We start from the raw sequence: 26535 nt of genomic DNA on the forward strand, positions 1-26535 counted from the left end.
GTTGCGGAAAGGAAAAGGCCCCCGACGCTCCGGTTCGCCAAACCTCAGCCGCGCGCGCCCTTGCCGTCGCCCTGCGGCGTGCCGCGCCGCCAGTAGCCGACGGCGAGATGCTGCGAGCGGTCGAGGCCGATCTCCTCTCGCCAGTGCCGGCGCAGCGCCCTGAAGGCCGCATACTCAGCGCCCGCCCAGGCGAAGACGCGGGCGCCATCCTCGGGCCATGCCACCTGCCGGACGGCCTCGACAACGAGGTCCGTCGTGCCGGCGGGCGCGCCGTCGCGATGGAGCCAGCGAACGGCCATGCCGGGCGGATGCGCAAGCGCCTGGTCCTCGCCGGCATCCGCGACCTCGATGAGCGCGGTTCCCCTCGCCTCACGCGGCAGGGTCTCCAGGATCCGCGCGATGGCGGGAAGCGCGGTCTCGTCGCCGGCAAGCAGATACCAGTCGGCCTCCGGCACCTCGCCGCCGCCCGGCCCGATAATGCCGAGCCTGTCGCCGCGCGCCGCACGCAGCGCGAAGGTCGTTCCCGGTCCCCCATCGCCATGGATCACGAAGTCGATATCCATCTCGCCCGCGCGCGGATCGACGCGGCGCACCGTATAGGTGCGGACCGCCGGCCGGCGCTCCTCCTCCGGCCAGACGGGAAGGCCGCTCGCCGCGACGGTGGGCCATTCGGGCGTCCCGATCCCCGGCGGAGGGATCAGGATCTTGATATGGAGCCCGCCCGCGGCATAGCTCTCGAGATCCTCACCGGCGAAGGTGATGCGGCGCATGCGCGGCGTCACGTCCCGAATGCCGAGCACCGTCAGCTCGCGGAAATTGGGCAGGCGTCCGGCTCCGGCGCCGTCGCCGGTCCACACGATTTCCGGCGTCTCGCCGGCGGCCGCCTCCAGGAGATGGGCGGCGAGAAAGGTCTTCAGGAAGGCGAGCGCCGTCTCGTCCTCGGCCTCCGCGCGCATGCCGAGCGCGCCGGCCTGCGCCTCGAACGCCGCCTTGCGCCCCTCGAACACGGCTTCGCCGCGGCTCTCGCCCCGCACGACCTCCGCATCGTGCTCGGCGAAATGCTCCAGCAACGCCGCCATGCAGGCTTTGGGATCGGACAGGCTTACGGTCGTCTTGGCAACAAGAACGGACATGATATCTCTCCGGTTCGTCCGGAGGGATAGCGTGACGCCAGACTATACTCAAGAAATATTGCTTTTAACTATTTTAATTACATGAGAAACCGACATCGCCAGGACAATCGCCCGCGCGTCGTCGCCATGCCCGGACCGGCCGGGCATGGCGAGGCAGGGCGGTCCCGGGGTCAGATATTCACCTTGTCGCCGCCCTTGAGCGACAGGATCTCGCGGGCCTCGTCGGGCGTGGCGACGCCGAGCCCGAGCCCCTCGATGAGCTTGCGCGCGAGCTTCACCTGATCGGCGTTGGAGGTGGCGAGCTTGCCGGGGCCGGCCCACAGCGAATCCTCCAGCCCCACCCGGATATTGCCGCCCATGGCCGCCGAGGTAGCCGCGATCGGGAGCTGGTGGCGGCCCGCGCCGAGCACCGACCAGCGATAGTCGTCGCCGAACAGGCGGTCGGCGGTGCGCTTCATATGCGCGACATCCTCCGGGTGCGGACCGATGCCGCCGAGCAGGCCGAACACCGACTGGATGAACAGCGGCGGCTTGACAAGCCCGCGGTCGTAGAAGTGCTTCAGATTGTAGAGATGGCCGATATCGTAGCACTCGAACTCGAAGCGCGTGCCGTTGTCGTAGCAGGTCTCCAGGATGTACTCGATATCCTTGAAGGTATTGCGGAAGACGAGATCGCGCGTGTTCTCCAGATGCTGGCGCTCCCAGTCGTGCTGGAAGTCCTTGTACTTGTCGAGCAGGTGGAACAGGCCGAAATTCATCGAACCCATATTGAGCGAGGCGACCTCGGGCTTGAAGGTCGCCGCCGGCAGGACGCGCTCCTCCACCTTCATATAGGGGCTGCCGCCGGTCGTGATGTTGATGACGGCGTTGGTCTGCTGCTTGATGCGCGGCAGGAAGCGGGCGAAGGCCTCCGGCGTCTGGTCCGGCTTGCCCGTCTTAGGGTCGCGGGCATGAAGGTGCAGCACCGCCGCCCCCGCCTCCGCCGCGGCGAGCGCGTCCGACACGATCTCGTCGGGCGTCACGGGCAGATACTTCGACATTGTCGGCGTGTGAATGGCGCCCGTCACGGCGCAGGTGATCACGACTTTGCGTGCTTGAGCCATCTTCGTCTCCCTATTCGCCAATCGTCTTCGCCGCCGCCCGCTTGTGGGCGATGAGCGCCATCAATCGCTTGTCGCGCCATTTCTGGCGGCCTTCGAGCGCGGTGTCGGGAAGGGCCGTGCGGCGGTCGGCCTCGACGCGCTCGAGCACGGGGCCCGCCCAGTCGACGCGCCGCGCCTGGGTCGGCGTGATCCTCTCATAGATGCCCTGATAGCGCTCCACATAGTCGCGCACACCGCCCGGCGCGTTGAGATCGATGGTCTCGAACGGCCCCATGAAGCTCCATCTGAGCGCGAGCCCGTCGCGGATGCCGACATCGATATCCTCCGGCGAGGCATAGCCGTCCGCGACCAGCCGGAACGCCTCCTCCAGAAGCGCGCCCTGCATCCGGTTCATGACGAAGCCGTCGATCTCGCGCCTCATGACGATGGGCTTCTGGCCGACCTCCTCCATCAGGCCGGCGGTCGCGGCCATGGCCTCCTCCGCCGTCCAAGGCGCCGGCACGATCTCCGCGGCCGGCACCAGATAGGGCGGGTTGATCGGATGGACCACGAGACAGCGCTCCCGCGTCTTCAGATGCTCGGTGAAGCGCGACGGCAGGAGCGACGAGGTCGACGAGGCGATGACCGCGTCGCGGGGCGCGGCCTCCTCCAGCTCGGAGAACACCGCGCGCTTGATGTCGAGGTCCTCCGGCGTGTTCTCCTGGATGTGGCGCGCCCCGTCGAGCGCGTCGCGCAGGCGCGGCTCGGACACGATCCGGCCCAGCACGTCGGAGGGCCTGGCTCCGTTCAGGAGATCGTAGTCCTCAAGCGTGGGGAGGATCTCCGCAACGTAGTCGCGCGCCCGGTCCAGCGCGGCCCCGTCCCTGTCGAACAGGGCGACATCGAGCCCCGCCCGCGCGAAGGAGATCGCCCAGGCCCGCCCGATGAACCCGGACCCGACCACTGCCACTTTCGTCATGCCGACATTCCCATCATAGCCACAAAATCTCGCGGCGCAGCTCGTAGTCGGAGGCCAGGGGCCGCGCCGCGCCCCTGTGGATCACCTGGCCGCGCTCCAGCACCACCGCGCTGTCCGACAGGTTCAGTACGAGGTCGAGATGATGGTCGACGATGACGATCGCGACCTCCTTGCGCAGCCTGTCGAAGGCGTGGAACAGCTCCTCCGTCACCGCCGGCGACAGGCCCTCGAAAGGCTCGTCGAGCAGCAGGAGGCGCGTGTCGCCCATCAGCGCGCGGGCCACCGACACCATCTGCTGCTCGCCGCCGGAGAGATGGTCGGCGGCGACGTCGAGGCGCTCGCCGAGACGGGGGAAGAACTCAAGGACCCGCTCCTCGCTCCAGTGGATCCCCGCTCCGGTCAGGCGCTTCAGGCGGCCGAGCTCGAGGTTCTGGCGCACCGTCATGCCGTGGAACAGGCCACGCCCCTGGGGCACGTAACCCATGCCGCGCCGGGCGATCTCCGCGGAGGCCAGGCCGGCGAGGCCCTCGCCCGCGAGCGTCACCGATCCGTTGGCGGGCGGCGCGATGCCGACCAGCGTCTTGAGCAGGGTGGACTTGCCCGCGCCGTTGCGCCCGAGAAGCGCCACGATCTCGCCCTCGCGCACCGCCATGGAGATGTCGGAGAGGATCCGGCTCTTGCCGTAGAAGGTGTCCACGTCGGCGACGTCGAGAAGCACCTCCCGGTCCGCGACATCCGCCTCCGGGTCGGTGCGCGAGATCGCCGCCGCGCCGGAGCCGATATAGACCTCCTGGACGCGGGCGTCGGAGCGCGCATCCTCCACCGTCCCGTCGACCAGCACCTCGCCATTGCTCATGACGGTCACGGCGTCGGCGAGCTGGAAGACGCGGTCGATATCGTGCTCCACGAGCAGGACCGGCAGGGCCCCGGAGAGCTGCTTGACGAGATTGCCGACGCGCTCGCGCTCCGCCGCCGCCAGCCCCGCCAACGGCTCGTCGAGCAGCAGGACACGCGGCTTCGAGGTGAGCGCCAGCCCCATGTCGAGCAGCCTCTGGCCGCCATAGGACAGGGCGCCGGCCTCCGCCTTCTCCATGCCCTTCACGCCGAGGAAGCGGGCGATCTCCTCCGTCTCCGCATTGACGGAGGCGATGGAGGCGGCATCGACCCAGGGGTTGAGCCGGCTGGCATGGGTCGCCTGCACGCCAAGGCGGAGGTTCTCCTCCACCGTCAGCCCCGGGAACAGATTGGTGATCTGGAAGGAGCGCGCGAGCCCCCGGCGGCAGACCGCATGGGGCTCCAGCCCGTCAATGCGCTCCCCATCGAGCAGCACCGCGCCGCGGTCGGGTGGGAACATGCCGGAGATCAGGTTGAAGACGCTGGTCTTGCCCGCGCCATTCGGTCCGATGAGCGCATGGAGCGCGCGGTCCTCCACGGTGAAGCTCGCGCCCCGCACCGCCTGGACCGGGCCGAAGCTCTTGGCGACGCCGTCGACGGCGAGCGGCTTGCCGCCGCCCGGATTGGCCGATTGCAGGAAGGCCGGCAGGGGACCGGCCTCCGCCGCCGACCGGCCCGCCATGGCGGCCGTTCCCTCCTCTTCCCGCCGGAAGGGGGCGAGCAGGCGGCCGGCCACGCCGACCAGCCCGGTCGGCGAGAAGAAGATGAAGGCGACGAAGAGCAGCCCGAAATAGAGCAGCCAGTCCGGCGTCCACTGCGACAGGAACTCCCGGAACAGCACATAGAAGAGCGCGCCGAGGGCGGGGCCCAGAAAGCTCCTCATGCCGCCGATGATGACCATGGCGAGAAGCTCGCCGGAAAACGCCGGCAGCATGGGATCGGCGGAAGCGAAACGGTGCTGGAACACGAACATCACGCCGGCAAGCGCCGTGACGCCCGCCGACACGGTGAAGCAGATCACCTTGTAGGAGGTCGTCGGATAGCCGAGGAAGCGCGCCCGCTCCTCGTTCTCGCGCACCGCGACCAGCACCGTGCCGATGGGCGAGCGCACGAAGCGCTGCAGCAGGAAGACGACGGCGAAGGCGACGATGGCGACGACGGTGTAATAGGCCCAGTCGCCGCCGAGATCGGCGCCGAACAGATTGCCGCGCGTCACGTTTCCGATGCCGTTCTCGCCGCCGGTCACGCTCGTCCAGCGGAAGGCGACGGTGAAACCGATCGCGGTCAGGGCGAGGGTGAGCAGCGAGAAATAGACGCCGCGCCGGCGCAGGATCAGGAAGCCGAGCCCCATGGCGACGATGGCGGTAAGCGCCAGCGCGGCGAGCGCGGGCAGCAGCATCTGGCCCTCGAACAGGTGGCGCTGGGCGAGCGCCGCCCCATAGGCCCCGAGCCCGAACCACACGCCGTGGCCGAAGGAGATCAGCCCCGTATAGCCGACGAGCAGGTTGAGCGCGAGCGCGGCCACCGCGAGCAGCACGACATCGGTCGCGGACCCCGTGGTGAGCCCGATGGCGTTCAGCAGGAACGGCAGGACGATGAGGGCCGCGAGGACGACCAGGAGATTGAGATGACGCATGATCATGGGGCTCCGCCTACTCCAGCCGTGCAATCCGCTCGCCGAACAGGCCGCGCGGCCGCAGCAGCAGAACCAGGAACATGAGGAGATACATCGAGGCTTCCGCCGCGGGCGGGAAGAAATAGACCGTCAGGCCGCGCACCGCGCCGACGAGAAGGGCGGCAAGCACGACGCCCCAGAACGAGCCGAGCCCGCCGATCACCACCACCACGAAGGCGGCGATCAGGATCTCGTTGCCCATGGCGGGATGGACGCCCGTGATCGGCGCCATGATGCCGCCGGCAAGCCCCGCAAGCCCGATGCCGAGCGCGGCGACGGCGGTCAGATAGGGCTTGAGCGAGATGCCGAGCGCGCCGACCATGTCGGGATCCTGGATGCCGGCGCGCACGATCCGCCCGAAGGGGGTGCGCTGGAGCAGATACCAGAGCCCGGCGACGGCGGCCACGGCGACGCCGAGGATCGCGAGGCGATAGCGCGAATAGATGAAATCGCCGACGAAGACCTGCCCGCGCAGGAACTCCGGAATGGAGAAGGGCCGCGGCGTCGCGCCGAAGACCATGCGCAGCACCTGCTCGATCACCATGGCGATGCCGAAGGTCAGGAGCAGGCCGAGCGCCGGGTCGAGCCGGTAGAATTTCCGGAAGAAGACCCGCTCCACCACGATGCCGATCAGCGCGACCGCGATGGGCGAGATGACGAAGGCGGCCGGATAGCCGAGCCGGTCGGCGACCGTCACCATGACATAGGCGCCGATGGCGTAGAACCCGCCATGGGCGAGGTTCACGATGCCGCCGAGCGAGAAGATCAGCGACAGGCCGAGCGCGATGAGCAGGTAGTAGACGCCGACCAGGAGGCCGTTCGTCAACTGCTCGAGAATGAACACCAGTTCGATGGGCACGGGGGACGGCTCTTCGGAAAGCGCGTGGGCCATCGGCCCCGGGCGGGAGCCGGCGGCCGGACCCTTCCGGAGAAGGATCGCAGGCCGGCCGCCCGGGGCCCAGGGAGGTTCAGGTCACGAGGCGAAGCTGCAGGCGTTCTCCTCGCGCGTCGGCGCGATGACCGTGAGGTCCTCGTCCGCCGCGGGAACCGGCGCGCCGAGCACCATGAGGTCCCATTCGTCCTGGACCTCGTCGAGAGGCTTGGCGGTCATGGTGTACATTTCCTGGATGAGCTGGTGGTCCCAGTCGCGGAAATAGCCCGGCCGCCCCTTGAGGATGTCGAGCTCCTTCTGCCCCTCCAGGAACTCCAGGAGCGCGTCGGTCTCCGTCGAGCCCGTCTCGTTCATCGCCTGGGCGAGGATCTTGGTGGCGACATAGTCGCCCCAGGCCTGGTTCTCCGGCGGCTTGCCATATTTGGCCGTGAACGCCTCCACGAAGGCCTTCGTGCCCGGCGTGTCGAGCAGGTGATGCCAGATCACCGGCCACTCGCCGCCGAAATTGCCCTTGCCCGCGCCCCAGGCCACGCCCGTGTCGAAGCCGAATCCGCCATAGGGGAAGTCGAGCCCGTATTCGGCATACTGCTTGACGAAGTTGGTGATCTGGTTGCCGGCCAGATTGGAGATGATGAGGTCGGGACGCGCCTGCCGGATCTTCAGGATGTAGCCGGAGAAGTCGGTCGCATCCGTCGGCACGAGATCCTCCCAGGCGACCTCGCCATTGTTTTCGGTCACATAGTTCTTGCCGACGCGCGAGAGATCGTGGCCATAGGCGTAGTCGGCGGTCAGGAAGTAGATCTTCTTGCCGTCGATCAGCCCGTTGCGCAGGAAATTGCGCCCGACACCCTTCACATATTGCGAATTGCAGGCTTCCACATGGAACATGTAGCGATTGCAGTTCGCCCCGCGCAGCGCGTCGGAATTGCAGCCCGTATTGACGAACAGCACCTTGTTGCGGTCCGCCACCTGGGAGATGGCGAGCCCCGAGGCGGAGCTGATCTCGCCCACGATGCAGGCGACATTGTCGCGCTCGATATAGCGCTCCGCCTTGGTCGAGGCCGTGGCCGGGTTGACGCTGTCCTCCATGAGGAGCTCGATCTGCTTGCCGTTGACGCCGCCGCCGGCATTGATCTCCTCCACCGCGAGCTGGACGCCCATCTGGGCGTATTCGCCCAGGGGCCCGAGAAAGCCGGTGAGTGGGGTGAGATGGCCGAAGCGGACGGTGTCCGACTGGGCGCGCACGATATGGGGCTTGGCGATGCCCGCTGCGAGCGCGGCGGCGCCGACACCCTTGATGATCTGACGGCGGTCCGGCCGCTGAAAGCGGTGAGACATTCCTATTCCTCCCTGTCTGCTCGGGCTCGGGGCCATTTCCGGGATTGGCGAACAGATCGCCGGACGGCCCGGACCCACTCGTTTTCCGCGAGCGATGTATTTGACATCTGTGATCACAGATGCGAACTCTATAAAAACGCGGTCTGCCCGTCCTGTCCAGTCTCTTTCCGGCACGGACCGAAAATCGTTTCACGGGGCTGCGGCCCGGCCGGTAGAACAGGGGCCGGATGCCGCCGGCTCCGGCCTGGCGGTCCGACGACGGGGAGGCGACGAGGCTTTGAGGCTATCGGATGAGCGTTGTTGAGAAGGTCGCGCGCATTTCCCGCGTGACGCTGGCCGAACGGGTCTATCGGGACCTCAGGGAACTCCTGCTCGCCGGGCAGGTCGCGCCCGGAGAAAAGTTCACCCTCAGGGGCCTCGCCGACGCGACCGGCACGAGCTCCATGCCGGTCCGCGAGGCCGTCAGCCGGCTCGCCGCGGAGGGTGCCCTGGAAGTCATGCCCAACCGTGCGATCCGCGTTCCCATCATGACGCGCGAGCGCTTCATGGAGCTGCGCACCATCCGCATGGAGATCGAGGGCCTGGCCGCCGAGATCGCCGCCGGACGCGCCACGCCCGCCGAGATCGACGAGATCGCCCGCCACCAGAAGGCCTTCGAGGCGGAGAGCAGGAAGGCCGACCCCGACGGCGCGGTGGCACTCAAGGCCAACAAGGAGCTCCATTTCGCGACCTATCGCGCCGCCGCCATGCCCGCCCTCATGCAGATCATCGAGGGGCTGTGGCTGCAGGTCGGCCCGGTCATCAATTTCGATCTCCTGGCCAGCGGCCGCCGTCTCCACGCGGTGGAGGCGCACAAGCACCATGCCCGCCTCATCCAGGCGATGCGCGCCCGCGACGGCAAGACGGCCCGCAAGGCGGTGGCCGACGACATCGCGTCGGCGGCGGAATTCATTCTCGCCAGCGGCAATCTGCCCGGCGCAAGCGATAACGAAGAGACCTGAACGGGAGGACATCCATGGAGCTTGGACTTCGAGGCACCAGAGTGCTGGTCACCGCCGGCGCGTCCGGCATCGGGCTGGAGATGGTTCGCGCCTTTCACGCAGAGGGCGCCGCGATCGTCGCCTGCGACGTGAACGAGGCCGCCCTGTCGGAGCGCGCAAGCGAGCTGCCGGACGTCACATGGCTGACGGCGGACGTGGCCGACCGCGCCCAGGTCGAGGGCCTCTTCGACGATGCCGTGGCCAGGCTCGGCGGTCTCGACGTCCTGATCAACAATGCCGGCGTCGCCGGCCCCACGGGCCGCGTGGAGGAGATCGCGCCGGAGGACTGGGACAGGACGCTTGAGGTGAACATCACCGGCCAGTTCAACTGCGCCCGCCTCGCCGTGCCCCATTTGCGCAAGAGCGACAATCCGAGCATCGCCAACCTCGCCTCCGCGGCCGGACGGCTGGGCTTTGCCATGCGCTCGCCCTATGCGGCCTCCAAATGGGCCGTGGTGGGGCTCACCAAGTCGCTCTCCATGGAGCTCGGCGCCGACGGCATCCGGGTCAACGCGCTTCTGCCCGGCTCCGTCGACGGGCCGCGCATCCGCTCCGTCTTCGAGAACAAGGCGAAGGCGCGCGGCGTGAGCGTCGAGGAGGTCACGAACCAGGCGCTGAGCGCCAGCTCGCTCGGCAGGCTCATCCCGCCCGAGCACATCGCCTCCATGGCCGTCTATCTCGCCTCGCCCCTGGGCGCGACCGTCTCCGGCCAGGCGATCAGCGTGTGCGGCGACCTGCAAATGCTTGTATAATCCGCCCCGTTCGCAGCGGGCCGGATTCGAAAGCAAGACCCGGAGTGTTCGCAGGATCGCAAGGCGCCATATTGCGGTAACGACGAGCCGACAGGAGGCTCGGGCAAACCGAATGGAGCGCCAGGATGAACGAGGTGCAGACGAAACCGAAATCCACGGGACCGGCCTTTGCCAGCGACGACGAGCGCTGGGAGGCCGTCAGGCGCCGCGACCCTGCCGCCGACGGCATCTTCTATTACTCCGTGAGGACGACCGGCGTCTATTGCCGGCCGTCCTGCGGATCGCGGCCGAAGCGGCGGGAGAACGTGGCCTTCCACGCAAGCCCGGACGAGGCCGAGCGCGCCGGCTTCCGCCCCTGCAAGCGCTGCCGGCCGAACGAGGCCCCGCTTGCCCGCAGGCGGGCCGATGCCGTGGCGAAGGCCTGCCGGCTGATCGACGAGGCGGAGGAGGTGCCGGATCTCGACACGCTCGCCCGCGCCGTCGGCATGAGCCGCTATCACTTCCACCGCGTCTTCAAGGAGGCGACCGGCCTCACCCCGAAGGCCTATGCCGCCGGACGGCGCGCGGACCGCGTGCGCGAGGAGCTTCCCGGAAGCCAGACCGTGACGTCGGCGATCTACGATGCGGGCTTCAATTCGAGCAGCCGGTTCTATGCCAGCGCGGCAGAGGCTCTCGGCATGGCGCCCGGCACCTTCCGCTCCGGCGGCGACGGCGCGACCATCCGCTTCGCGCTCGGCGACTGCTCGCTCGGCACGATCCTTGTCGCAGCGACTGATAAGGGCATCTGCGCGATCACGCTCGGCGACGATCCGGACGTCCTGCTGCGCGACCTGCAGGACCGGTTCCCGAAGGCAACCCTCGTCGGCGGCGACCAGGCCTTCGAGCACTGGGTCGCCCGGGTGGTCGGCTTCGTGGAGGAGCCCGCGGCGGGCCTCGACCTGCCGCTCGATGTGCGCGGAACGGCCTTCCAGCAGCGTGTCTGGCAGGCGCTCACCGAGATCCCGCCCGGCACCACGGCGAGCTATGCGGAGATCGCGGAGCGCATCGGAGCGCCGAAGGCGGTGCGCGCGGTGGCACGTGCCTGCGCCTCGAACGCCATCGCGGTCGCGATTCCCTGCCACCGCGTGGTGCGTTCCGATGGCGGGCTCTCCGGCTATCGCTGGGGCGTGGAGCGCAAGCGCGCCCTGATCGCGCGCGAGGCCGGCTCATGACAGAGACGGTCTCGATGCCGGCCATCGCCGACCGGGTCGCGGAGATCGACTGGCGGCGGACGGCCGGCGATCTCGATGCGGACGGCTTTGCGGTTCTCCAGGGGCTGCTCGGGCCGGACGAATGCCGGTCGCTCGCCGCGCTCTACGGGGCGGACGACCGGTTCCGCAGCCGCATCGTCATGGCGCGCCACGGCTTCGGGCGCGGGGAGTACCGCTATTTCGCCTATCCCCTGCCCGCGCCGGTCCACGCGCTGCGCACCGCGCTCTATCCGCGGCTCGCCCCCATCGCCAACCGCTGGAACGAGGCGATGCGGATCGATGTGCGCTATCCGCAAACCCACGAGGCCTTTCTGGCACGCTGCCACGAGGCGGGCCAGACGCGCCCGACGCCGCTCCTGCTGCAATATGGCCCCGGCGACTACAATTGCCTTCATCAGGACCTCTATGGCGAGCATGTCTTCCCGCTTCAGGTCGCCGTGCTCCTATCGGAGCCGAATCGGGACTTTGCAGGCGGCGAGTTCGTGCTGACCGAGCAACGCCCGCGCATGCAGTCGCGCGCCATGGTCGTGCCGCTGAAGGCCGGCGACGGCGTCGTCTTCCCCGTGCGCAACCGGCCCGTCCAGGGCACGCGCGGCCCCTATCGCGTGGTGCTCCGCCACGGCGTGAGCGCGGTACGCTCGGGCCTCAGGCACACGCTCGGCATCATCTTCCACGACGCGCAATAGGCGGCGCGCGCGGCAAGGTGCGCCACCCCTCCCGGAGCATCTTGACCATGCGATGCGACGGCCCTTATTGTCCCCGACCGATGGTGCCCTTCGGGGCTTGATAGGGAACACGGTGACGACGCCGCCCGAGCGATCCGCGTCCGGCTGGACGTGCAGCGGATTGCCCGGCTCTTTGCTTCAGGCGCTCCAGTCCGTGGCTGCCCCCGCAACTGTAAGCGGCATGGCCCCTGCCGACAGGCCACTGGGAACCTCGGGTCCCGGGAAGGCGGCAGGGGATGACGACCGCGAGCCAGGAGACCTGCCATCGACCGTGGTCACACGCGATCACATCGGGCGGGGTGAACCGATGGGCGTCCTTCCGCAAGTCCCCTCTCACAGGCAGGGATGACCGGGAAGACCTCGTTCGCGGGTGACGTGCCACGAGGCAACAGACCCGAGGTCTTCATGGGTACCCTTTCCAGCCGCGCGCGCCGCTCCGCCGCGCTTTCCACCACCGCGCTCGCCGTTCTCGCCATGCCTTCGGGCGCCCTTGCGCAGGACGCCCTTGCGGGCGACGAGATCGCACTCGACACGATCTCCGTCACCGCCAATCTCACCGACACGCCGCTCGACCAGGTCGGCAGCGCGGTCACCGTCCTGACCGGCGAGGAGCTGCGCCGGCAGAAGATCACGCTCGTATCCGAGGCCCTGCGCCAGGTGCCGGGCCTGTCGGTCAACCGGACCGGCCCCACGGGCCAGCTCACCCAGGTGCGCATCCGCGGCTCGGAGGGCAACCAGACCCTCGTCTTCATCGACGGGATCAAGGCGAACGACCCGTCCGCCGGCTCCGAATTCGACTTCGCCCACCTTCTGGCCGAGGATATCGAGCGCATCGAGGTGCTGCGCGGACCCCAGAGCGCGCTCTACGGGTCGGACGCCATCGGCGGCGTCATCAACATCGTCACCCGCAAGGGCCGCGGCGGGCTCCACGGCACCGCATCGGCGCAGGGCGGCTCCTTCGACACGCTGAAGGGCCACGCCTCCGTCTCCGCCGGCACGGAGACGGTGAACCTTCTCGCGAGCGCCACGGGCTTCCGCACCGACGGCATCTCGGTCGCCGACGAGCGGCTCGGCAATTCCGAGAAGGACGGCTACAGGAACGGCACCGTCTTCGCCAAGGCGGGCTTCACGCCGACGGAGAATTTCGAGCTCACCGGCGTCGCGCGCTACACGAAGTTCCGCACCGACACCGACGCGGAGGCCTTCTATCCCGAATACGGCCATACCGGCCCCGTCGACGCGCTTCAGGACACCCGGGGCGAGCAGTTCTACGGCCGCGCCCAGGCGCGCCTCACCCTGTTCGACGGCCGATGGGAGCAGGTCGCGGGCTACAGCTATACCGACAATGACCGCGACTACCGCGATCTCGACCCCACCGAGGTGACCAGCACCTATAAGGGCCGCATGTCGCGCGTCGACTACCGGTCGAGCGTCTTCTTCGACACGCCGGACCTGCTCGATGCCGCCCATACCCTGACACTCGCCCTCCAGCACGAGCGCGACAAGGCGATCTCGAAGAGCGCGTGGTCGTCCTTCGACCGCTCCGTCTCCTCCACAGGCTATATCGGCGAGTACCAGCTCTCCCTCATCGAGGATCTGGTGCTGACCGGCAGCGTGCGCTTCGACGACAACGAGCTCTTCGACAACGCCACCACCTACCGTGTGACGGGCGCCTACCGGATCGAGGAGACGGGCACCAAGCTGCGCGCCTCCTACGGCACGGGCGTGAAGAACCCGACACTGTTCGAGCTCTATGGCTACACCAACACCTATCACGGCAATCCGGACCTGAAGCCGGAGAAGGCGGAAGGCTGGGATGCCGGGTTCGACCAGACGCTCCTCGGCGGGCTCGCGCTCCTCGACGTGACCTATTTCAACCAGCGCATCGGCGATCTCATCACCGGCGCCGGCAACACCTCCGTCAACTTGCCCGGCCATTCCAAAATCGAGGGCGTGGAGGTCGGCCTCACTGTGGAGCCTGTCGAGAATGTCAGCGTACGCGCCTCCTACACCTATACCCATGGCCGCGATTCGAGCGGCGCGGAACTCGTACGCCGGCCCGCCAATGTGGCGAGCCTCAACGTCAACTACCGCTTCCTCGACGACCGGGCGAACCTCAATCTCGGCATCGTCTACAACGGCCGGCAGAAGGACTGGGTCTACAGCGCCGACTATAGCGAGAAGCAGGTGGTTGAGCTCGACGACTACGTGCTCGTCAATCTCGCCGGCAGCTACGAGATCAACCCCAACATGGAGGTCTTCGGGCGGCTGGAGAACATTCTCGACGAGCACTATTACGAGGTCTGGGGCTATGCCGAACCCGGCTTCGGCGGCTATGCCGGCGTGCGGGTGACGTTCTAGAGCGCTTTCAGGAAAAGTGGCGGGCCTCGCACGGCACGCCGTCGTTCGTGACGCAACCTTGCCGGACCGCCTACGACCAACGGGAGCAGACAATGACCGAAACCAAGGCACGCGGGGGCTCAGCGCCCCCTCATCACGCGGTATCTGGAGGATTGCGGGGCGGGCTGGAGCCTCGGCACATTCGGCGCCATCGGCGAGTTCATGCACGACGAGGGCGAGCCGTGCATGCTGGCCGCGGACGGGGACGGCCCGTCGCCATGACGACGGACCGGGGCGGCATCGCGCTCGATCCGCGCCTGCCCCACCGCGCCGTCGCCTATGAGACGCCCGCCGCCCGCACGCCGCGCTGGAACCACGCCGTCGCCCTGTGCCTGCCGGAGGAGGCCTGCGCCATGAACCGGCGCCACGCGGTGACCGAGCTCGGCCCCGACACCGGCGCCCTGAGGCCGCGGGACCGCGAGGCGATCCTGTTCGATATGGGCCTCGGCGCGCCGCAGGCCGATATCTGCGTGCGCACGGCCGATCCGGAGGCGCTCGCCGCGCTGCGCGAGAGCGAGGGCCGCTCGGCGCTCGATCCGGACAATCCGCTCATGGGCCGGATGCCGACCTTCAGTCCGCATCGCGTCTTCGTCTCGCGCCTCGGGCGGCTGGAGGTCTACCAGCCGATCCCTCCGGCGGACGGGACGAGCCCGCAAGGCCCGCACACCCATGTCCTGCCGAAGGTGCTCGCCAGCGGCCGGACCCATGCCGCGACCGCGCCCATTCCGGACGGCCTGGTCCCGTGCGCCCATCTCTTCCCGGCAAATCCGGTGAAGACGATCATGGGCGAGCCGCGCTCCTTCGACCGGGCCGCCCATGACGGTTTCCAAGCGCTGCTCGACGCGTTCGGCGACGCCCGGCTCCTCGTCGTCAAACGCTCGGTGATCGAGGCCGTGCAGGCGGGCGAGGCGCCCGGCTCCTTCGCCCCACCCGACGACCGTTTCGCGCGCGCCGCCGTCAAGGTCGCGCTGCGCCAGCTCGCAGGCGCCGGCACGGCCCGCGCCGATGTGCTCGGCGCGTGGGCGGCCCGGTTCGATTCGCCCGGCGAGGCGTGACGCGAGGGGGGCTGCCCCTCCCCTCTATGCCGGCTTGCGCTTGCCGCTTGCCAGAACCGCCATCACCAGCAGCAGGCTCAGCGACACCACGATCAGGAGCGAGGAGATCGCCGCGATGGTCGGGTCCACCTGATCGCGCAGGGCGAGGAACATCTTGCGGGTGAGCACCGTGTTCTCGCCGCCGGCGATGAACAGCCCGATCACCACCTCGTCGAGCGAGGTGATGAAGGCGAAGAGCGCGCCGGAAATCACCGACAGGCGGATCTGCGGCAGGGTGATCAGGAAGAACGCCTTGGGCCAGGACGCGCCGAGGCTGCGCGCCACGCGCTCCTGCGTCATGTCGTAGGTCTGAAGCCCCGACAGCACCGTCACCACCACGAAGGGCAGGGCGAGCAGCGTATGCGCGAGCACGATGCCCGCCATGGTGTTGACGAGGCCGAGCTGGATATAGAGGTAGAAGACGCCAATGCCGATCAGGATGACCGGCACCATCTGCGGCAGGAGCAGCACGAGGTGGAGCAGCCGTGCGAAGCGCGCCTTCGACACATTCAGCGCATAGGCCGCCGCGACGCCGAGCGGGGTGGCGAGCAGCACGGTGAGAAAGGCGGCCGTGAAGGAGACCCGCGCGGCGCGCATCCACTCGAAAGTGCCGAAGAAGTGCTCATACCATCGCAGCGACCATTCGCTCGGCGGGAACTCCAGATATTCCGACGCGGAGAACGAGATCGGCACCACGATGAAGACCGGCGCGATCAGGAAGACAAGCACCAGCACGACCAGCGCATAGAGCCACAGGCGTCGGTGATGGGGAATGGGAATCGGGCCGACCATGGCGGTTCACCCTCTGAATATGCGGTCGAGGCCGGCGAAGCGGTGCACGGCGTAGAAGATCGCGAAGACCGCCAGCAGCAGCACCAGCCCGAGCGCGCTGCCCGAGCCCCAGTCGAAATAGACCGAGACGTTCTGCTGGATCTTCATCGACACCATGGTCACGCGCCCGCCGCCGAGGATCGCCGGCGTCACATAGAAACCGAGACTCAGGATGAAGACGAGCAGCGTGCCGGCGATCAGGCCCGGCATGGACAGCGGCAGGAACACCCGGAAGAAGGCCTGGATGGGCGAGGCGCCGCAACTCGTCGCCGCGCGGATCAGATCCCCGTCGATGGTGCGCAGCGTCGCATAGAGCGGCAGCACCAGGAAGGGCAGCATGATGTGGACCATGCCGATCATGGTGCCGGTGAAATTGTGCACCAGCCGCAAGGGCTCGTCGATGAGGCCCGCCGAGATCAGCGCGTCGTTGATCACGCCGCGCCTCTGCAGCAGCACAAGCCAGGCATAGGTGCGCACGAGCAGCGACGTCCAGAACGGGATCACCACGAAGGCGAGCCCGACGGTGGCGAGCCGTGGCGGCAACTGGGCGAGCAGATAGGCCACCGGGTAGCCGAGCAGGATGCACAGCACCGTGACCGCGACGCTCACCTCGAAGGTGGTGCGGAAGATCGCGGCATAGGCCGGATAGTCGATCATGCGCTGGAAATTCACCAGGCTGCTCTCGCCGCCGGACACGAAGGCCAGCGCGAACAGCCAGCCGACCGGCACGAGCAGAAGGCCCGTCACCACGATGAGCGCGGGCACCGAAAGGCCCAGGATCTGCCGTTTCTCGCGCCGCCCGTCGCGGACAAACGCCGCCTCGTTCAGGGCCGGTGCGCCCGCGGCGGGCGGTGTGGCGATGCTGTCTGTTGTGCTGGCCATGGCGTCAGGCGTCCCTCACCACCACACTGTCTTCAGGGTGCAGGCCGAGGCGCACCGCCTCGCCGCTCTCGGGCAGCCCGGAGAGCACGCCGTGGCCCGTGCTCTTGCGCACGGCGATGCGCTGGCCGTCGGCAAGGCGCACGGCGATGAGCACGCTCTCGCCCTGGAAGACGACGTCCTCCGCCTTGCCCTCCAGCACATTGTGGCCGCCCGTCTCGCCGTCGAGCAAAGCGAGCTTTTCCGGGCGCACGACCAGATAGTGGCGCGCGCCCTCCCCGCGCGGCGGCTGCGACAGCCGGACGGGCCGCCCGCCAAGCGCCAGCTCCCCACCGCCGCCGGCATCCAGCGCGACGAAGTAGGATTCGCCGATGAAGTCCGCCACGAAGCGATCCGACGGCGCCTCGTAGATCTCGCGCGGCGGGGCGACCTGGCAGAGCGCGCCATGGTTCATCACCGCCACGCGGTCCGACATGGTGAGCGCCTCGCGCTGGTCGTGCGTCACATAGACGGTGGTCATGCCGAGGCGCTGATGGAGGTGCTTGAGCTCCACCTGCATCTCCTCGCGCAGCTTCTTGTCGAGCGCCGAGAGCGGCTCGTCCATGAGCAGGATCTCCGGCTCGAACACCATGGCGCGGGCAAGCGCCACGCGCTGGCGCTGGCCGCCGGAGAGCTGGTCGACGCGCCGGTCGATGAACTGTTCGAGCTGGACGAGGCGCAGGGCCTCGCGCACGCGCTTGTCGGCCTCCGCCTGGCCGACCTTGCGCAGACGCAGCGGGAAGGCGACATTGCCCGCGACATCCATATGCGGAAACAGCGCATAGTTCTGGAACACCATGCCGATATTGCGCTTGTGCGGCGGCGTGCGCAGGATTTCCCGCCCCGCCACCTTAATGCTGCCGCGGTCGGGGCGGATGAAGCCCGCCATGATCATCAGCAGTGTGGTCTTGCCGGAGCCCGACGGCCCGAGCAGGGTCAGGAACTCGCCGGCCTCGATATCGAGGTCGATGGACCCAAGCGCGACGAAATCGCCATAGGTCTTGCGCACGTCGCGGATCGCGATCGGATTGGCCATGAGGCGTTACACAACCTTTTGAAATACCGAAACAATGACGGCGCGAAGCACGATCCCCCCGCCCTCCCGTCGCCCGGTCGGCAAGGGGAGGGCGGGGCCGTGTGAACAGGCTTCACGCGCGGATGATCGCGGTCTTCACTGCTGGATCATCGCGTCCCAGCGCTCGAGGATCTCCGCGCCGTTCTCGCCCCACCACTCGGCGTCGATCACGAGCTGGTTCTTGATGTTCTCCGGCGAGGAGTTGATGGCCTTCTTCTCCTCCTCGGTGAGCACGTCGAGCTCGAAAGCCTTCTGGTTGACCGGCCCGTAATTGATGTATTTCGGCAGCATGGCCTGCTGCTTGGCCGACACGAAATGCGCAATCGCCTTCTGGGCGAGCTCCTTGTTGGGGGCACCCTTCGGGATCGCCAGGCAATCGGCGTTGAGCGCGCCCTGATTGTAGGTGTAGCCCGCCTTCGCGCCGTCGCCCATCGCCGCGGAGAGGCGGCCGTTCCAGATGCCGATCATGTCTACCTCGCCATCCTTGATGAGCTGGGCCGACTGGGCGCCGGACGTCCACCAGGTGGTGATGTCGCCCTTGATCTCCTCCATCTTCTTGAAGGCCCGCTCCACATCGAGCGGATAGACCTCGTCGATCGGCACGCCGTCGGCCATGAGCGCGATCTCGAGCTGCACCTGGGGCTGGCCGCGCAGCGAGCGCAGGCCGGCGAACTTTTCCGTGTCCCAGAAATCGGCCCAGCTCTTGGGCGGGTTCTCAACCGTATCGGTGTTCCAGGCGAGGATCGTCGAGTAGTAGATGATGCCGATCCAGTCATCGTGGACGAGCGCCTTGTCGATCCCCTCCGCCTCGATGACGGAGTAGTCGAGCGGCTCGAACAGGCCTTCCTTCGCGCCGATCGCGCATTCGGTGGCGCCGAGGTCGACCACGTCCCACGTCACCGCGCCGGAGCGCACCTGGACGCGCACCTCCGCAAGGCCGGACAGCGTCGCCTCGTTGATGGTGACGCCGAGCTCCTTGGCCGTCGGGTCGAAGAGCGCCTTGCGCTGGGCGTCCTGATAGGCGCCGCCCCACGAGGCGACGGTGATGCTGTCCGCCGACTGGGCCGGGCCGGCCGCGAGCGCCGTGGCCGCGGCCGCCGCCATCAGTGTCATCCGGTATGAAATCATGGTCCTCACTCCTCACCTGTTTTCCGCGTGTTCGATACTGTGTCTCATGCCGTCTTCGCGGCTTCCCACCTGTCGCGCAGGCGGTAGTACCGGACGAGCCCCTCGAGCACCGGCCGGTAGAAACCGTGGAACCTGATCGGCTGCACGGATGTCACGGGGAAGGGCAGCTCTTCGGCCGGCGTCCCGCTTGCAAGATCGGCCAGGATGCGCCCCATCTGCGTCGTCATCGCCACGCCGCGGCCATTGAAGCCGAGCGCGGCATAGACCCCGGGCGCCAGCGCATTGAGATGCGGCAGATGGTCCGCGGTGACCGCGACGCGGCCCGACCAGACATACTCCATCTCGACATCGCCAAGCTGGGGGAACATTTCCTCGATCCAGCCCTTGAGGGTCCGGCCGTCCTCGAAGGTTGGCCGGTCGGTGAAGGGCGAGCGCCCGCCCATCAGCAGGCGGCCGTGGGAATCGAGGCGGAAATAGCGCAGGAGCCGGCGCGAGTCGGAAACCACATGCCCTTCCGGCAGGACCGTCCGGCGCAGGTTTTCCGACAGCGGCACGGTGGCGATCTGGAAGCTGTAGACGGGAATGACCGAGCGCTCGAGCCCCGGCCAGAGGGCGTCCGTATAACCATTGGTGGCGAGGATGACGGTCGCCGCCGTGACCGATCCCCCGGGGGTCTCCACGCGCCAGCCCTTGGCGGACCGGGAAAGCTTGGTCGCGGGCGTCGCGGCGAAGATGCGCGCGCCGTTGCCGGCGGCCACGCGCGCCAGCTCGCGGGCATAGCTCAGCGGTTGCAGGCCGCCGCCTCGCGGATCGGCCCAGCCGCCGACATAGCCCTTGCCGCCGATGAGCCGCGTGGCCTCCGCCCCGTCGAGCGCGCGGGCGGCGACGCCGCGCGCCTGCCATTGCCGGGCACGCCGCGTCAGCGTCTCGAGGCTCTTGCGCCCGAAGGCCGCCTGGATCCAGCCCCGGCGGTCGGCCTCGCAGTCGAGCCCGTAACGTGCGACGATGTCGAACACGACATCGGGCGCCTCGCCCGCCGCCTTGGCCATGCGCCCGCCGAGATCGGCGCCGAACATGGCCTCCAGTTCGTCCGGATCGTATTTGAGCCCCGGAATGACCTGTCCGCCATTGCGGCCCGAGGCGCCCCAGCCGGGTTCGGCCGCCTCGATGACGGCCACATCGATACCGCGTTCACTGAGGTGAAGGGCCGTGGACAGTCCCGTAAACCCGCCACCGACCACCGCGACCTCGGTCGCGATATCGTCCTCGAGGGCGTCGAAACGCTTCGGCGCGACAGCAGTCGCGGCCCAGAGCGACCGGGGCAGGGTTGGAGCCTGGAGTTCACGGATTTGCGTCATCGCCAGCGTCGCCCAAATGAAAGCCAACTTCGCTTATATGAAAGCGTTGTGCTATACTGTTTCATAATAGTGAAATTCGGGAACCGCCGTCAACCATGAGACTGACGCCCCCCTCCCCCATCGCAACGGCCCGGCCGGAGGCCTCCCAGGACGAGGACCGCGCCCTCGGCCGCGCCATCCGGGACATCCGCCAGGCACGCGGACTGTCGCTGAAGGACGTCGCAGACGGCGCCGGCGTGTCCGTCGGCCTGCTGAGCCAGATCGAGCGCGGCCTGTCCTCGCCGTCGATCCGCGCCCTGCGCGCGGTCTGCGCGGTGCTGGACGTTCCCGTTCACGCCCTCTTCGAGAGCCCGGCCGCGGTGATCGAGGAGGACAGCCGGCGCATCGTGCGGGCCGGCGACCGCCGCAGCCTCGACTTCGGCGCCAAGGCGATGGTCAAGGAGCTTCTGACGCCCGACGAGGAGGGCGCGCTGCAGGTCATGGAGGTGATCCTCGGGCCCGGCGGCGGATCGGGCGAGGAGCCCTACAGCCACGAGGGCGAGGAAGCCGGCGTCGTGCTGCGCGGGCGCATGGAGCTCTATGTCGACGGCACCACCTACCGCCTTGGCGAGGGCGACGCCTTCCGCTTCGAGAGCACCCTGCCCCACATGTTCCGCAATGCGGCCCGCTCCACCACCCGCGTCCTGTGGATCGTGACGCCGCCCGTCTATTAGGGCGCTGTCATATCCGGTTGCCGCCTTGGGCGCATGGCGGTCTGCGGCCCCGGATCGGGCTGCCATCGGGTGAACGCGCCCGATGGCGGACGATCTCCCGAGGCGATCTATTGGCGGCCAGCCGAATTCCAGGCTCCCGCCTTTGCGGGAGCGAGCGGCAGGACGCAAGTCAGTCCCGTCCCATAGCTCTCATCCGCGCTTGCCCCTTACCGCTCATCCGCGCTCGCCCCTTACCGCTCATGCCCGCGCAGGCGGGCATCCATCCGGCGGCGCGTCCATTTGCAACGAACGGCCGCCATGGATTGCCGGGACAAGACCGGCAATGACGACCGGGGCATAGTTCCGAATCCAGCCCATCGCGCACCAGGGCAATTCGTGATCCCGCCTGTCCGGTGCCGCACCGGCTGCTGCCGTTCAGGCCGCCATATGCGCGCCCGACAGCGCGCAGACGAGCTCTATGAACTCGCCCGCCGGTCCGGTGAGCTCGTCGCCCTTGCGGGTGATGATGCCGTAATCCTCAAGCCGCCTGTCGAGCGGGACGGGCAGCAGGGCCAGAAGGCCGTGCTCGACATATTCGCGCACCACCGAATGGGCGAGCACGGCGATCATGTCGCTCGCCTGCAAGAGCTTCATGGTCGCGAAGACGGAGGTCGTCTCGATGACATTGCCGGGCGTGGCGATGTCGTAGCGCCCGAAGATCTCCTCGATATATTGCCGCGTGGGGCTGGTCAGCGGATGCATGATCCACGGCCAGTCGGCGAGGTCCGCGAGGGTGAGGTGGGCCCGCGACAGGAGCGGATGCCTCGGGCTCACCACCAGATGAAGGGGCTCCGTCGTCAGCGGCGTGAAGCTGAAGATATTGTGCTGGTGGGCGCTCGTGAACCGGCCGATCACCAGGTCGAGCCGCCTCTCCTCGAGCGCCGCGAGCAGCCGGTCGCTCGTCTGCGCGACGATCTTGACGGTCAGCCGGGGCCGGCGCTCCTTCAGCCTGAGGATGGCGAGCGACAGCATGTCGGGCGCGGGGTCGACGATGGCGCCGATCAGCAGGTTGCCGTAGCCGCCATGCTGGATGTTGGCGAGCTCGTCGACGAAGCGCTCCGTGGCGTTGAGCGTCTGCTGGGCATAGCGGATGACGACCCCGCCGAGCTCGGTCGGGCGCATGTCGCGCGGCAGGCGCTCGAAGATCGCGAAGCCGAAGATCTGCTCGACATCCTGCAGGATCTTGCTCGCCGCGGGCTGCGTCATGCTCATCAGGTCGGCGGCCTGGTGCATGTTGTGGGTGCGCGCGAGCGTATCGAGCAGGACGAGATGCTTGAACTTCAGCCGCTTGGCGAGGTTTCCCGCCGACAATGCGGTGCTCATGGACCGTCTCCATCCCGCAATAACAGAATGGAATTAATACCAGATCCGCTTAGCGAAATCGATTATCGCGACCGGCCTTACCCTTGAGCGAGGGCCTTCTGGGCGGGCAGGTCGTCCTCCACGAAGGCGGCGATCATCTCGTCGATGCTGCGGTCGCCGACAAGGCCGAGCTTGGCCGCCCGGCTCGCCTCCATGCGCGCGGGCCAGTGGTCGACGATGCTCTGGATGTGATCGTCGCGCTGCCACTTGATGCGGTCGACGGCCTCGCGTCCGCCGGCGCGCTCCAGCCCCTCCACCATCTCGCCGATGGTGACGCTGATCGACGGCAGGAGGATGCGCCGCTCCGCGCCGAGGCGTGCGGAGTTCATGTTGTGCAGCGTCATCAGGCAATCGATGAGTCGGCGCGGCGAAAGGATCGCCATGCGGCTGCGCGGCTCCACGGGACAGATCGTCTCCACGCCCGACAGCGGCTCGCGCAGGATGGAGGAGGCGAAGGTCGAGGCCGCCTTGTTCGGCTTGCCCGGGCGCACGACGATGGTCGGCAGGCGAACGGCGCGCCCGTCGACGATGCCCCTGCGGCTGTAATCGTTCACCAGAAGCTCGCCGCAGGCCTTCTGCGCCCCGTAGGAGGTGCGCGGGTCGGGCGGTGTCAGGTCGTCGACCAGCACCGGCGGCTCGCCGCCATAGACCGCGCAGGACGAGGCGAAGACGAGCCGCGGCGGAGCGGAGAGCTTGCGGCAGGCGTCGATCACGGCGCGCGTCCCGTCGAGATTGACACGCAGGCCCAGATCGAGATCGGCCTCCGCCGCCGCGCTCACCACCGCGGCGAGATGGAACACGCTGCCCGTGCCCTCCGCGATCACGCCCTCGACGGTGGCGCGGTCGGAGATGTCGCCGGCGACCGCGCGCACGCGGCGGTCGTCGGGCAGCGGCGGAACGGGGTCTGTCTGGTCGAACACCACGATCTCGGAGATCTCGCGCATCGCCCCGTCGGGGCCTGCGGCCTCCCCGTCCCTCAACAGCCTGTCGACCAGCTTGCGGCCGACGAAGCCGGCGCCTCCGGTAATCACAACGCGCATCTGAGCGTCTCCCTGATTGTCTCCGGCCCTCCACGGTCGGGGTCGGCGGCGCAAGACCGATGCCGCCCCCGTGCCGTGGAGCGAGGCCTCAATGGTTGTCCCGCGCGATCCCAAACCGTTCGTCGATGCGCTGATACTTCACCGCATTCTCCAGGACGCCGCCTTCGGCGAGCTGGCCGACATGGTTGCGATAGATCTCCTGCCACGGCGTCTGGTTGACGAAGTCCGGCAGCTTGAGCGCCTTGCGCCGCGCCTCGAGCTCCTCTTCGGGGAGCAGGATATCGGCGCTGCGCCTGTTCAGGTCGATGCGGATCCGGTCGCCGGTCTCCAGGATGGCGAGCCCGCCGCCGACCGCCGCCTCCGGCGAGGCATTCAGGATCGACGGGCTGCCCGAGGTCCCGCTCTGGCGCCCGTCGCCGATGCAGGGCAGCTCGGAGACGCCCTCGCGGACCAGCGCGTCCGGCGGCAGCATGTTCACCACCTCCGCCGAGCCCGGATAGCCCACCGGCCCGCAATAGCGAATGACGAGCACGCAGGTCTCGTCGATCCCGAGCTCGGGATCGTTGATGCGGTGGTGGTAATCCTCCGGCCCGTCGAACACGATGGCGCGCGCCTCGAAGGCGTTCTCGTCGCCCGGACGGCACAGATAGCGCTTGCGGAAATCCTCCGAGATGACCGAGGTCTTCATGATCGCGCTGTCGAACAGCGTGCCCTTGAGCACGGCGAATCCGGCCTGCGTCATGAGCGGCTTGTCATAGGAGCGGATGACCTCCGGATCGACGATGCGGGCATCGCGGTTGTTCTCCGCGACCGTCCGGCCGGTCACCGTCATGGCGTCCTCGCGGACCTTGCCGTGGCGCATGAGCTCCGCGATCACCGCCGGCAGGCCGCCGGCCCGGTAGTAGCCCTCCCCGAGGAAGCGCCCGGCGGGCATCATGTCGACGATCAGCGGGATCTGGTAGCCTATGGCGTCCCAGTCGTCATTGGTGAGCTCGACCCCCATATGGCGCGCGATCGCATTGAGGTGGATCGGGCAGTTGGTCGAGGCGCCGATGGCCGACGCGCAGACGATGGCGTTCTCGAAGGCCTCGCGCGTCATGATCCCCGACGGCCTCAGATCCTCGTGCACCATCTCCACGATGCGCCGGCCCGTGGCATGGGCCATCTGGCCGCGTTCGCGATAGGGCGCGGGGATCGCCGCGCAGCCGGGCAGCGACATGCCGAGCGCCTCGGCCATGGCGTTCATGGAGCTCGCCGTGCCCATGGTGTTGCAGTGGCCGACGCTCGGCGCGGACTCCGACACGAGATCGATGAACTGGTCGTAGGTGATCTCGCCGGCGGCATGGCGGCGGCGGGCCTCCCAGACCACGGTGCCCGAGCCCACGAGCTCGCCCTCGAAATAGCCGTCGAGCATCGGCCCGCCGGAGAGCACGATGGCCGGGATGTTGACGGTGGCCGCCCCCATCAGCATGGCGGGCGTGGTCTTGTCGCAGCCCGTGGTCAGCACCACCCCGTCGATCGGGTAGCCGTAGAGCACCTCCACGAGCCCCAGATAGGCGAGATTGCGGTCGAGCGCGGCGGTCGGGCGCTTGCCGGTCTCCTGGATGGGATGGACCGGGAACTCGAAGGGAATGCCGCCGGCGTCGCGGATGCCGGCGCGGACCCGCTCGGCCAGCTCGATGTGATGGCGGTTGCACGGCGAGAGGTCGCTGCCCGTCTGCGCGATGCCGATGATCGGCTTGCCGGACTGGAGCTCCTCGCGCGTGAGACCGTAATTGAGGTAGCGCTCCAGATAGAGCGCGGTCATGCCCGGATTGTCGGGATTGTCCCACCAGGCCTGCGAGCGCAGCCTCGGTTTGCCGTTCTGAGCCATAGGACGACGTACTCCAACGTTTGCGATCTGGTCAAAAGGAGAGCATGCGGGATCCCGCGAGGGTCACTCCTTCACGGCCCCCGTCATGCTCGAAACGTAATGCTCGACGAAGAACGAGTACAGTATCGCGACCGGAAGCGACCCCATAAGCGCACCCGCCATGAGCGAGCCCCAGTGATAGACGTCGCCCTCCACGAGCTCCGTCACCACCCCGACCGGGACGGTCTTGTGCTCCGACGAGGAGATGAAGGTCAGCGCGTAGATGAACTCGTTCCAGGACAGGGTAAAGGCGAAGATGCCCGCCGAGATCAGCCCCGGCACCGCGAGCGGCAGCATGATCTTGATGAGGATCTGCAGGCGCGTCGCCCCGTCGATCAGCGCGCATTCCTCCAGCTCGTAGGGGATGGACCGGAAGTAGCCCATGAGCAGCCAGGTGCAGAACGGAATGAGGAAGGTCGGATAGGTGAGGATCAGCGCCCAGTTGGAATCGAACACCCCGTAGGCATAGACGAGCGTGGCCAGCGGAATGAACAGGATGGAGGGCGGCACCAGATAGGCGAGGAAGATGGTCAGCCCCGCCGTGCGCGCGCCCTTGAAGCGCAGCCGCTCGATCGCATAGGCCGCGCAGACCGCGCAGAACAGCGACAGGAAGGTCGCCGCGACCGACACCACCATGGTGTTCCACAGCCAGGTCGGATAGCTCGTCTCGAAGAACAGCTTGTAGACATTGGCAAGCGTCGGATTGGAGACCCAGAAGGGGCTGAAATCCTCGTAATTGTAGAGCTCCTCGTTCGATTTGAACGTGGTGATCGTCATCCAGTAGAACGGGAAGAGCAGGATGAAGAGGAAGATCGCCAGGGGAATGTAGACGGTCACCACCTTGCGCGGGATGGAGGCGAGATAGTCCATGCCGCCCCGGGCGCTGCGTTCCTCCTCGCGGGCCT

General features: G+C 68.0%; 23 protein-coding genes and 1 riboswitch. Of the genes, 8 read left to right on the forward strand and 15 right to left on the reverse strand.

What is annotated here, in order from left to right; all coding sequences use genetic code 11:
• Positions 1-44: 44 nt before the first annotated feature.
• The 6 genes from HW532_RS07835 to HW532_RS07860 all read right to left on the reverse strand — a co-directional run bounded on the left by HW532_RS07835 (position 45) and on the right by HW532_RS07860 (position 7993).
• Complete coding sequence (locus tag HW532_RS07835; RefSeq protein WP_213163850.1) at positions 45-1133, reverse strand: siderophore-interacting protein; 1089 nt, start codon at positions 1131-1133, stop codon at positions 45-47.
• Positions 1134-1303: 170 nt separating this feature from the next.
• Positions 1304-2236 (reverse strand): 3,5-dioxohexanoate:acetyl-CoA acetone transferase, encoded by a 933-nt coding sequence (gene kce, locus HW532_RS07840; protein ID WP_213163851.1) that lies wholly within the window; start codon positions 2234-2236, stop codon positions 1304-1306.
• A gap of 10 nt (positions 2237-2246) precedes the next feature.
• Entirely contained in the window at positions 2247-3194 is a 948-nt protein-coding gene (locus HW532_RS07845; protein WP_213163852.1) for a 3-hydroxyacyl-CoA dehydrogenase, read from the reverse strand.
• A 13-nt stretch (positions 3195-3207) separates the two neighbouring features.
• A complete protein-coding gene (locus HW532_RS07850; RefSeq protein ID WP_213163853.1) occupies positions 3208-5730 on the reverse strand; it encodes a branched-chain amino acid ABC transporter ATP-binding protein/permease in 2523 nt (840 codons plus the stop codon).
• Between the two features lie 10 nt (positions 5731-5740).
• Positions 5741-6616, reverse strand: a complete 876-nt coding sequence (locus HW532_RS07855) for a branched-chain amino acid ABC transporter permease (RefSeq protein WP_213164472.1) — start codon at positions 6614-6616, stop codon at positions 5741-5743.
• Positions 6617-6736: 120 nt separating this feature from the next.
• The gene (locus HW532_RS07860; RefSeq protein WP_213163854.1) at positions 6737-7993 is read right to left on the reverse strand and encodes an ABC transporter substrate-binding protein; all 1257 of its coding nucleotides are present in this window, start codon (positions 7991-7993) and stop codon (positions 6737-6739) included.
• Between the two features lie 290 nt (positions 7994-8283).
• On the opposite strand from HW532_RS07860, the gene HW532_RS07865 reads away from it, so the two are divergent.
• From HW532_RS07865 to HW532_RS07890, 7 genes are all read left to right on the forward strand, one after another.
• Entirely contained in the window at positions 8284-8994 is a 711-nt protein-coding gene (locus HW532_RS07865) for a GntR family transcriptional regulator (RefSeq protein WP_213163855.1), read from the forward strand.
• A gap of 14 nt (positions 8995-9008) precedes the next feature.
• Positions 9009-9785 carry an SDR family oxidoreductase gene (locus HW532_RS07870; RefSeq protein ID WP_213163856.1) on the forward strand — a complete coding sequence of 259 codons (777 nt, stop codon included), beginning with the start codon at positions 9009-9011 and terminating at the stop codon, positions 9783-9785.
• Positions 9786-9910: 125 nt separating this feature from the next.
• On the forward strand, positions 9911-10996 hold the full coding sequence (gene ada, locus HW532_RS07875; RefSeq protein ID WP_213163857.1) for a bifunctional DNA-binding transcriptional regulator/O6-methylguanine-DNA methyltransferase Ada: 1086 nt from the start codon (positions 9911-9913) through the stop codon (positions 10994-10996).
• On the forward strand, positions 10993-11721 hold the full coding sequence (locus HW532_RS07880) for a 2OG-Fe(II) oxygenase (RefSeq protein ID WP_213163858.1): 729 nt from the start codon (positions 10993-10995) through the stop codon (positions 11719-11721). Before ada ends, HW532_RS07880 begins: the two co-directional genes overlap by 4 nt.
• Positions 11722-11785: 64 nt before the next feature.
• Positions 11786-12041: riboswitch (cobalamin riboswitch) on the forward strand.
• Positions 12042-12165: 124 nt separating this feature from the next.
• Positions 12166-14121, forward strand: coding sequence for a TonB-dependent receptor plug domain-containing protein (locus HW532_RS07885; RefSeq protein ID WP_213163859.1), 1956 nt, complete (start codon positions 12166-12168; stop codon positions 14119-14121).
• 144 nt (positions 14122-14265) lie between these two features.
• Positions 14266-14382, forward strand: coding sequence for a DUF6925 family protein (locus tag HW532_RS22530; RefSeq protein ID WP_425491952.1), 117 nt, complete (start codon positions 14266-14268; stop codon positions 14380-14382).
• Positions 14379-15215 (forward strand): DUF6925 family protein, encoded by an 837-nt coding sequence (locus HW532_RS07890; RefSeq protein ID WP_213163860.1) that lies wholly within the window; start codon positions 14379-14381, stop codon positions 15213-15215. The genes HW532_RS22530 and HW532_RS07890 overlap by 4 nt, the downstream gene beginning before the upstream one ends.
• 24 nt (positions 15216-15239) lie before the next feature.
• Here HW532_RS07890 and HW532_RS07895 read toward each other — a convergent pair whose 3' ends face one another.
• The 5 genes from HW532_RS07895 to HW532_RS07915 all read right to left on the reverse strand — a co-directional run bounded on the left by HW532_RS07895 (position 15240) and on the right by HW532_RS07915 (position 20564).
• A complete protein-coding gene (locus HW532_RS07895; protein ID WP_213163861.1) occupies positions 15240-16046 on the reverse strand; it encodes an ABC transporter permease in 807 nt (268 codons plus the stop codon).
• Between the two features lie 6 nt (positions 16047-16052).
• Positions 16053-16967 carry an ABC transporter permease gene (locus HW532_RS07900; RefSeq protein WP_213163862.1) on the reverse strand — a complete coding sequence of 305 codons (915 nt, stop codon included), beginning with the start codon at positions 16965-16967 and terminating at the stop codon, positions 16053-16055.
• 4 nt (positions 16968-16971) lie between these two features.
• Positions 16972-18039, reverse strand: coding sequence for an ABC transporter ATP-binding protein (locus HW532_RS07905; RefSeq protein WP_213163863.1), 1068 nt, complete (start codon positions 18037-18039; stop codon positions 16972-16974).
• Positions 18040-18174: 135 nt separating this feature from the next.
• Positions 18175-19206 (reverse strand): ABC transporter substrate-binding protein, encoded by a 1032-nt coding sequence (locus HW532_RS07910; RefSeq protein ID WP_213163864.1) that lies wholly within the window; start codon positions 19204-19206, stop codon positions 18175-18177.
• A 44-nt stretch (positions 19207-19250) separates the two neighbouring features.
• Positions 19251-20564: an NAD(P)/FAD-dependent oxidoreductase gene (locus tag HW532_RS07915; protein ID WP_213163865.1), complete on the reverse strand. Its 1314-nt coding sequence runs from the start codon at positions 20562-20564 to the stop codon at positions 19251-19253.
• Between the two features lie 95 nt (positions 20565-20659).
• Here HW532_RS07915 and HW532_RS07920 point away from each other — a divergent pair, with 95 nt between their 5' ends.
• On the forward strand, positions 20660-21277 hold the full coding sequence (locus tag HW532_RS07920) for a cupin domain-containing protein (RefSeq protein WP_213163866.1): 618 nt from the start codon (positions 20660-20662) through the stop codon (positions 21275-21277).
• 414 nt (positions 21278-21691) lie between these two features.
• Here HW532_RS07920 and HW532_RS07925 read toward each other — a convergent pair whose 3' ends face one another.
• The 4 genes from HW532_RS07925 to HW532_RS07940 form a co-directional block, all read right to left on the reverse strand.
• Entirely contained in the window at positions 21692-22639 is a 948-nt protein-coding gene (locus HW532_RS07925; RefSeq protein ID WP_213163867.1) for a LysR family transcriptional regulator, read from the reverse strand.
• A 77-nt stretch (positions 22640-22716) separates the two neighbouring features.
• Positions 22717-23718, reverse strand: coding sequence for a D-erythronate dehydrogenase (denD, locus tag HW532_RS07930; protein ID WP_213163868.1), 1002 nt, complete (start codon positions 23716-23718; stop codon positions 22717-22719).
• 88 nt (positions 23719-23806) lie between these two features.
• Complete coding sequence (locus tag HW532_RS07935) at positions 23807-25591, reverse strand: IlvD/Edd family dehydratase (protein WP_213163869.1); 1785 nt, start codon at positions 25589-25591, stop codon at positions 23807-23809.
• 63 nt (positions 25592-25654) lie between these two features.
• On the reverse strand, positions 25655-26500 hold the full coding sequence (locus tag HW532_RS07940; protein ID WP_246479949.1) for a carbohydrate ABC transporter permease: 846 nt from the start codon (positions 26498-26500) through the stop codon (positions 25655-25657).
• Positions 26501-26535 lie beyond the last annotated feature (35 nt).

It is taken from the genome of Kaustia mangrovi, assembly GCF_015482775.1.
Lineage (GTDB): Bacteria > Pseudomonadota > Alphaproteobacteria > Rhizobiales > Im1 > Kaustia > Kaustia mangrovi.

Bases quoted from the DNA above. Each gene is read 5' to 3' on its own strand.
- denD (WP_213163868.1), bottom strand. From the start codon at position 23,718: ATGCGCGTTGTGATTACCGGAGGCGCCGGCTTCGTCGGCCGCAAGCTG.
- HW532_RS07935 (WP_213163869.1), bottom strand. From the start codon at position 25,591: ATGGCTCAGAACGGCAAACCGAGGCTGCGCTCGCAGGCCTGGTGGGAC.
- HW532_RS07850 (WP_213163853.1), bottom strand. From the start codon at position 5,730: ATGATCATGCGTCATCTCAATCTCCTGGTCGTCCTCGCGGCCCTCATC.
- HW532_RS07870 (WP_213163856.1), top strand. From the start codon at position 9,009: ATGGAGCTTGGACTTCGAGGCACCAGAGTGCTGGTCACCGCCGGCGCG.
- HW532_RS07920 (WP_213163866.1), top strand. From the start codon at position 20,660: ATGAGACTGACGCCCCCCTCCCCCATCGCAACGGCCCGGCCGGAGGCC.
- HW532_RS07915 (WP_213163865.1), bottom strand. From the start codon at position 20,564: ATGACGCAAATCCGTGAACTCCAGGCTCCAACCCTGCCCCGGTCGCTC.
- HW532_RS07860 (WP_213163854.1), bottom strand. From the start codon at position 7,993: ATGTCTCACCGCTTTCAGCGGCCGGACCGCCGTCAGATCATCAAGGGT.
- ada (WP_213163857.1), top strand. From the start codon at position 9,911: ATGAACGAGGTGCAGACGAAACCGAAATCCACGGGACCGGCCTTTGCC.
- HW532_RS07940 (WP_246479949.1), bottom strand. From the start codon at position 26,500: ATGGACTATCTCGCCTCCATCCCGCGCAAGGTGGTGACCGTCTACATT.
- HW532_RS07910 (WP_213163864.1), bottom strand. From the start codon at position 19,206: ATGATTTCATACCGGATGACACTGATGGCGGCGGCCGCGGCCACGGCG.
- HW532_RS07835 (WP_213163850.1), bottom strand. From the start codon at position 1,133: ATGTCCGTTCTTGTTGCCAAGACGACCGTAAGCCTGTCCGATCCCAAA.
- HW532_RS07890 (WP_213163860.1), top strand. From the start codon at position 14,379: ATGACGACGGACCGGGGCGGCATCGCGCTCGATCCGCGCCTGCCCCAC.
- HW532_RS07905 (WP_213163863.1), bottom strand. From the start codon at position 18,039: ATGGCCAATCCGATCGCGATCCGCGACGTGCGCAAGACCTATGGCGAT.
- kce (WP_213163851.1), bottom strand. From the start codon at position 2,236: ATGGCTCAAGCACGCAAAGTCGTGATCACCTGCGCCGTGACGGGCGCC.
- HW532_RS07900 (WP_213163862.1), bottom strand. From the start codon at position 16,967: ATGGCCAGCACAACAGACAGCATCGCCACACCGCCCGCCGCGGGCGCA.
- HW532_RS07845 (WP_213163852.1), bottom strand. From the start codon at position 3,194: ATGACGAAAGTGGCAGTGGTCGGGTCCGGGTTCATCGGGCGGGCCTGG.
- HW532_RS07925 (WP_213163867.1), bottom strand. From the start codon at position 22,639: ATGAGCACCGCATTGTCGGCGGGAAACCTCGCCAAGCGGCTGAAGTTC.
- HW532_RS07880 (WP_213163858.1), top strand. From the start codon at position 10,993: ATGACAGAGACGGTCTCGATGCCGGCCATCGCCGACCGGGTCGCGGAG.
- HW532_RS07885 (WP_213163859.1), top strand. From the start codon at position 12,166: ATGGGTACCCTTTCCAGCCGCGCGCGCCGCTCCGCCGCGCTTTCCACC.
- HW532_RS07865 (WP_213163855.1), top strand. From the start codon at position 8,284: ATGAGCGTTGTTGAGAAGGTCGCGCGCATTTCCCGCGTGACGCTGGCC.
- HW532_RS07895 (WP_213163861.1), bottom strand. From the start codon at position 16,046: ATGGTCGGCCCGATTCCCATTCCCCATCACCGACGCCTGTGGCTCTAT.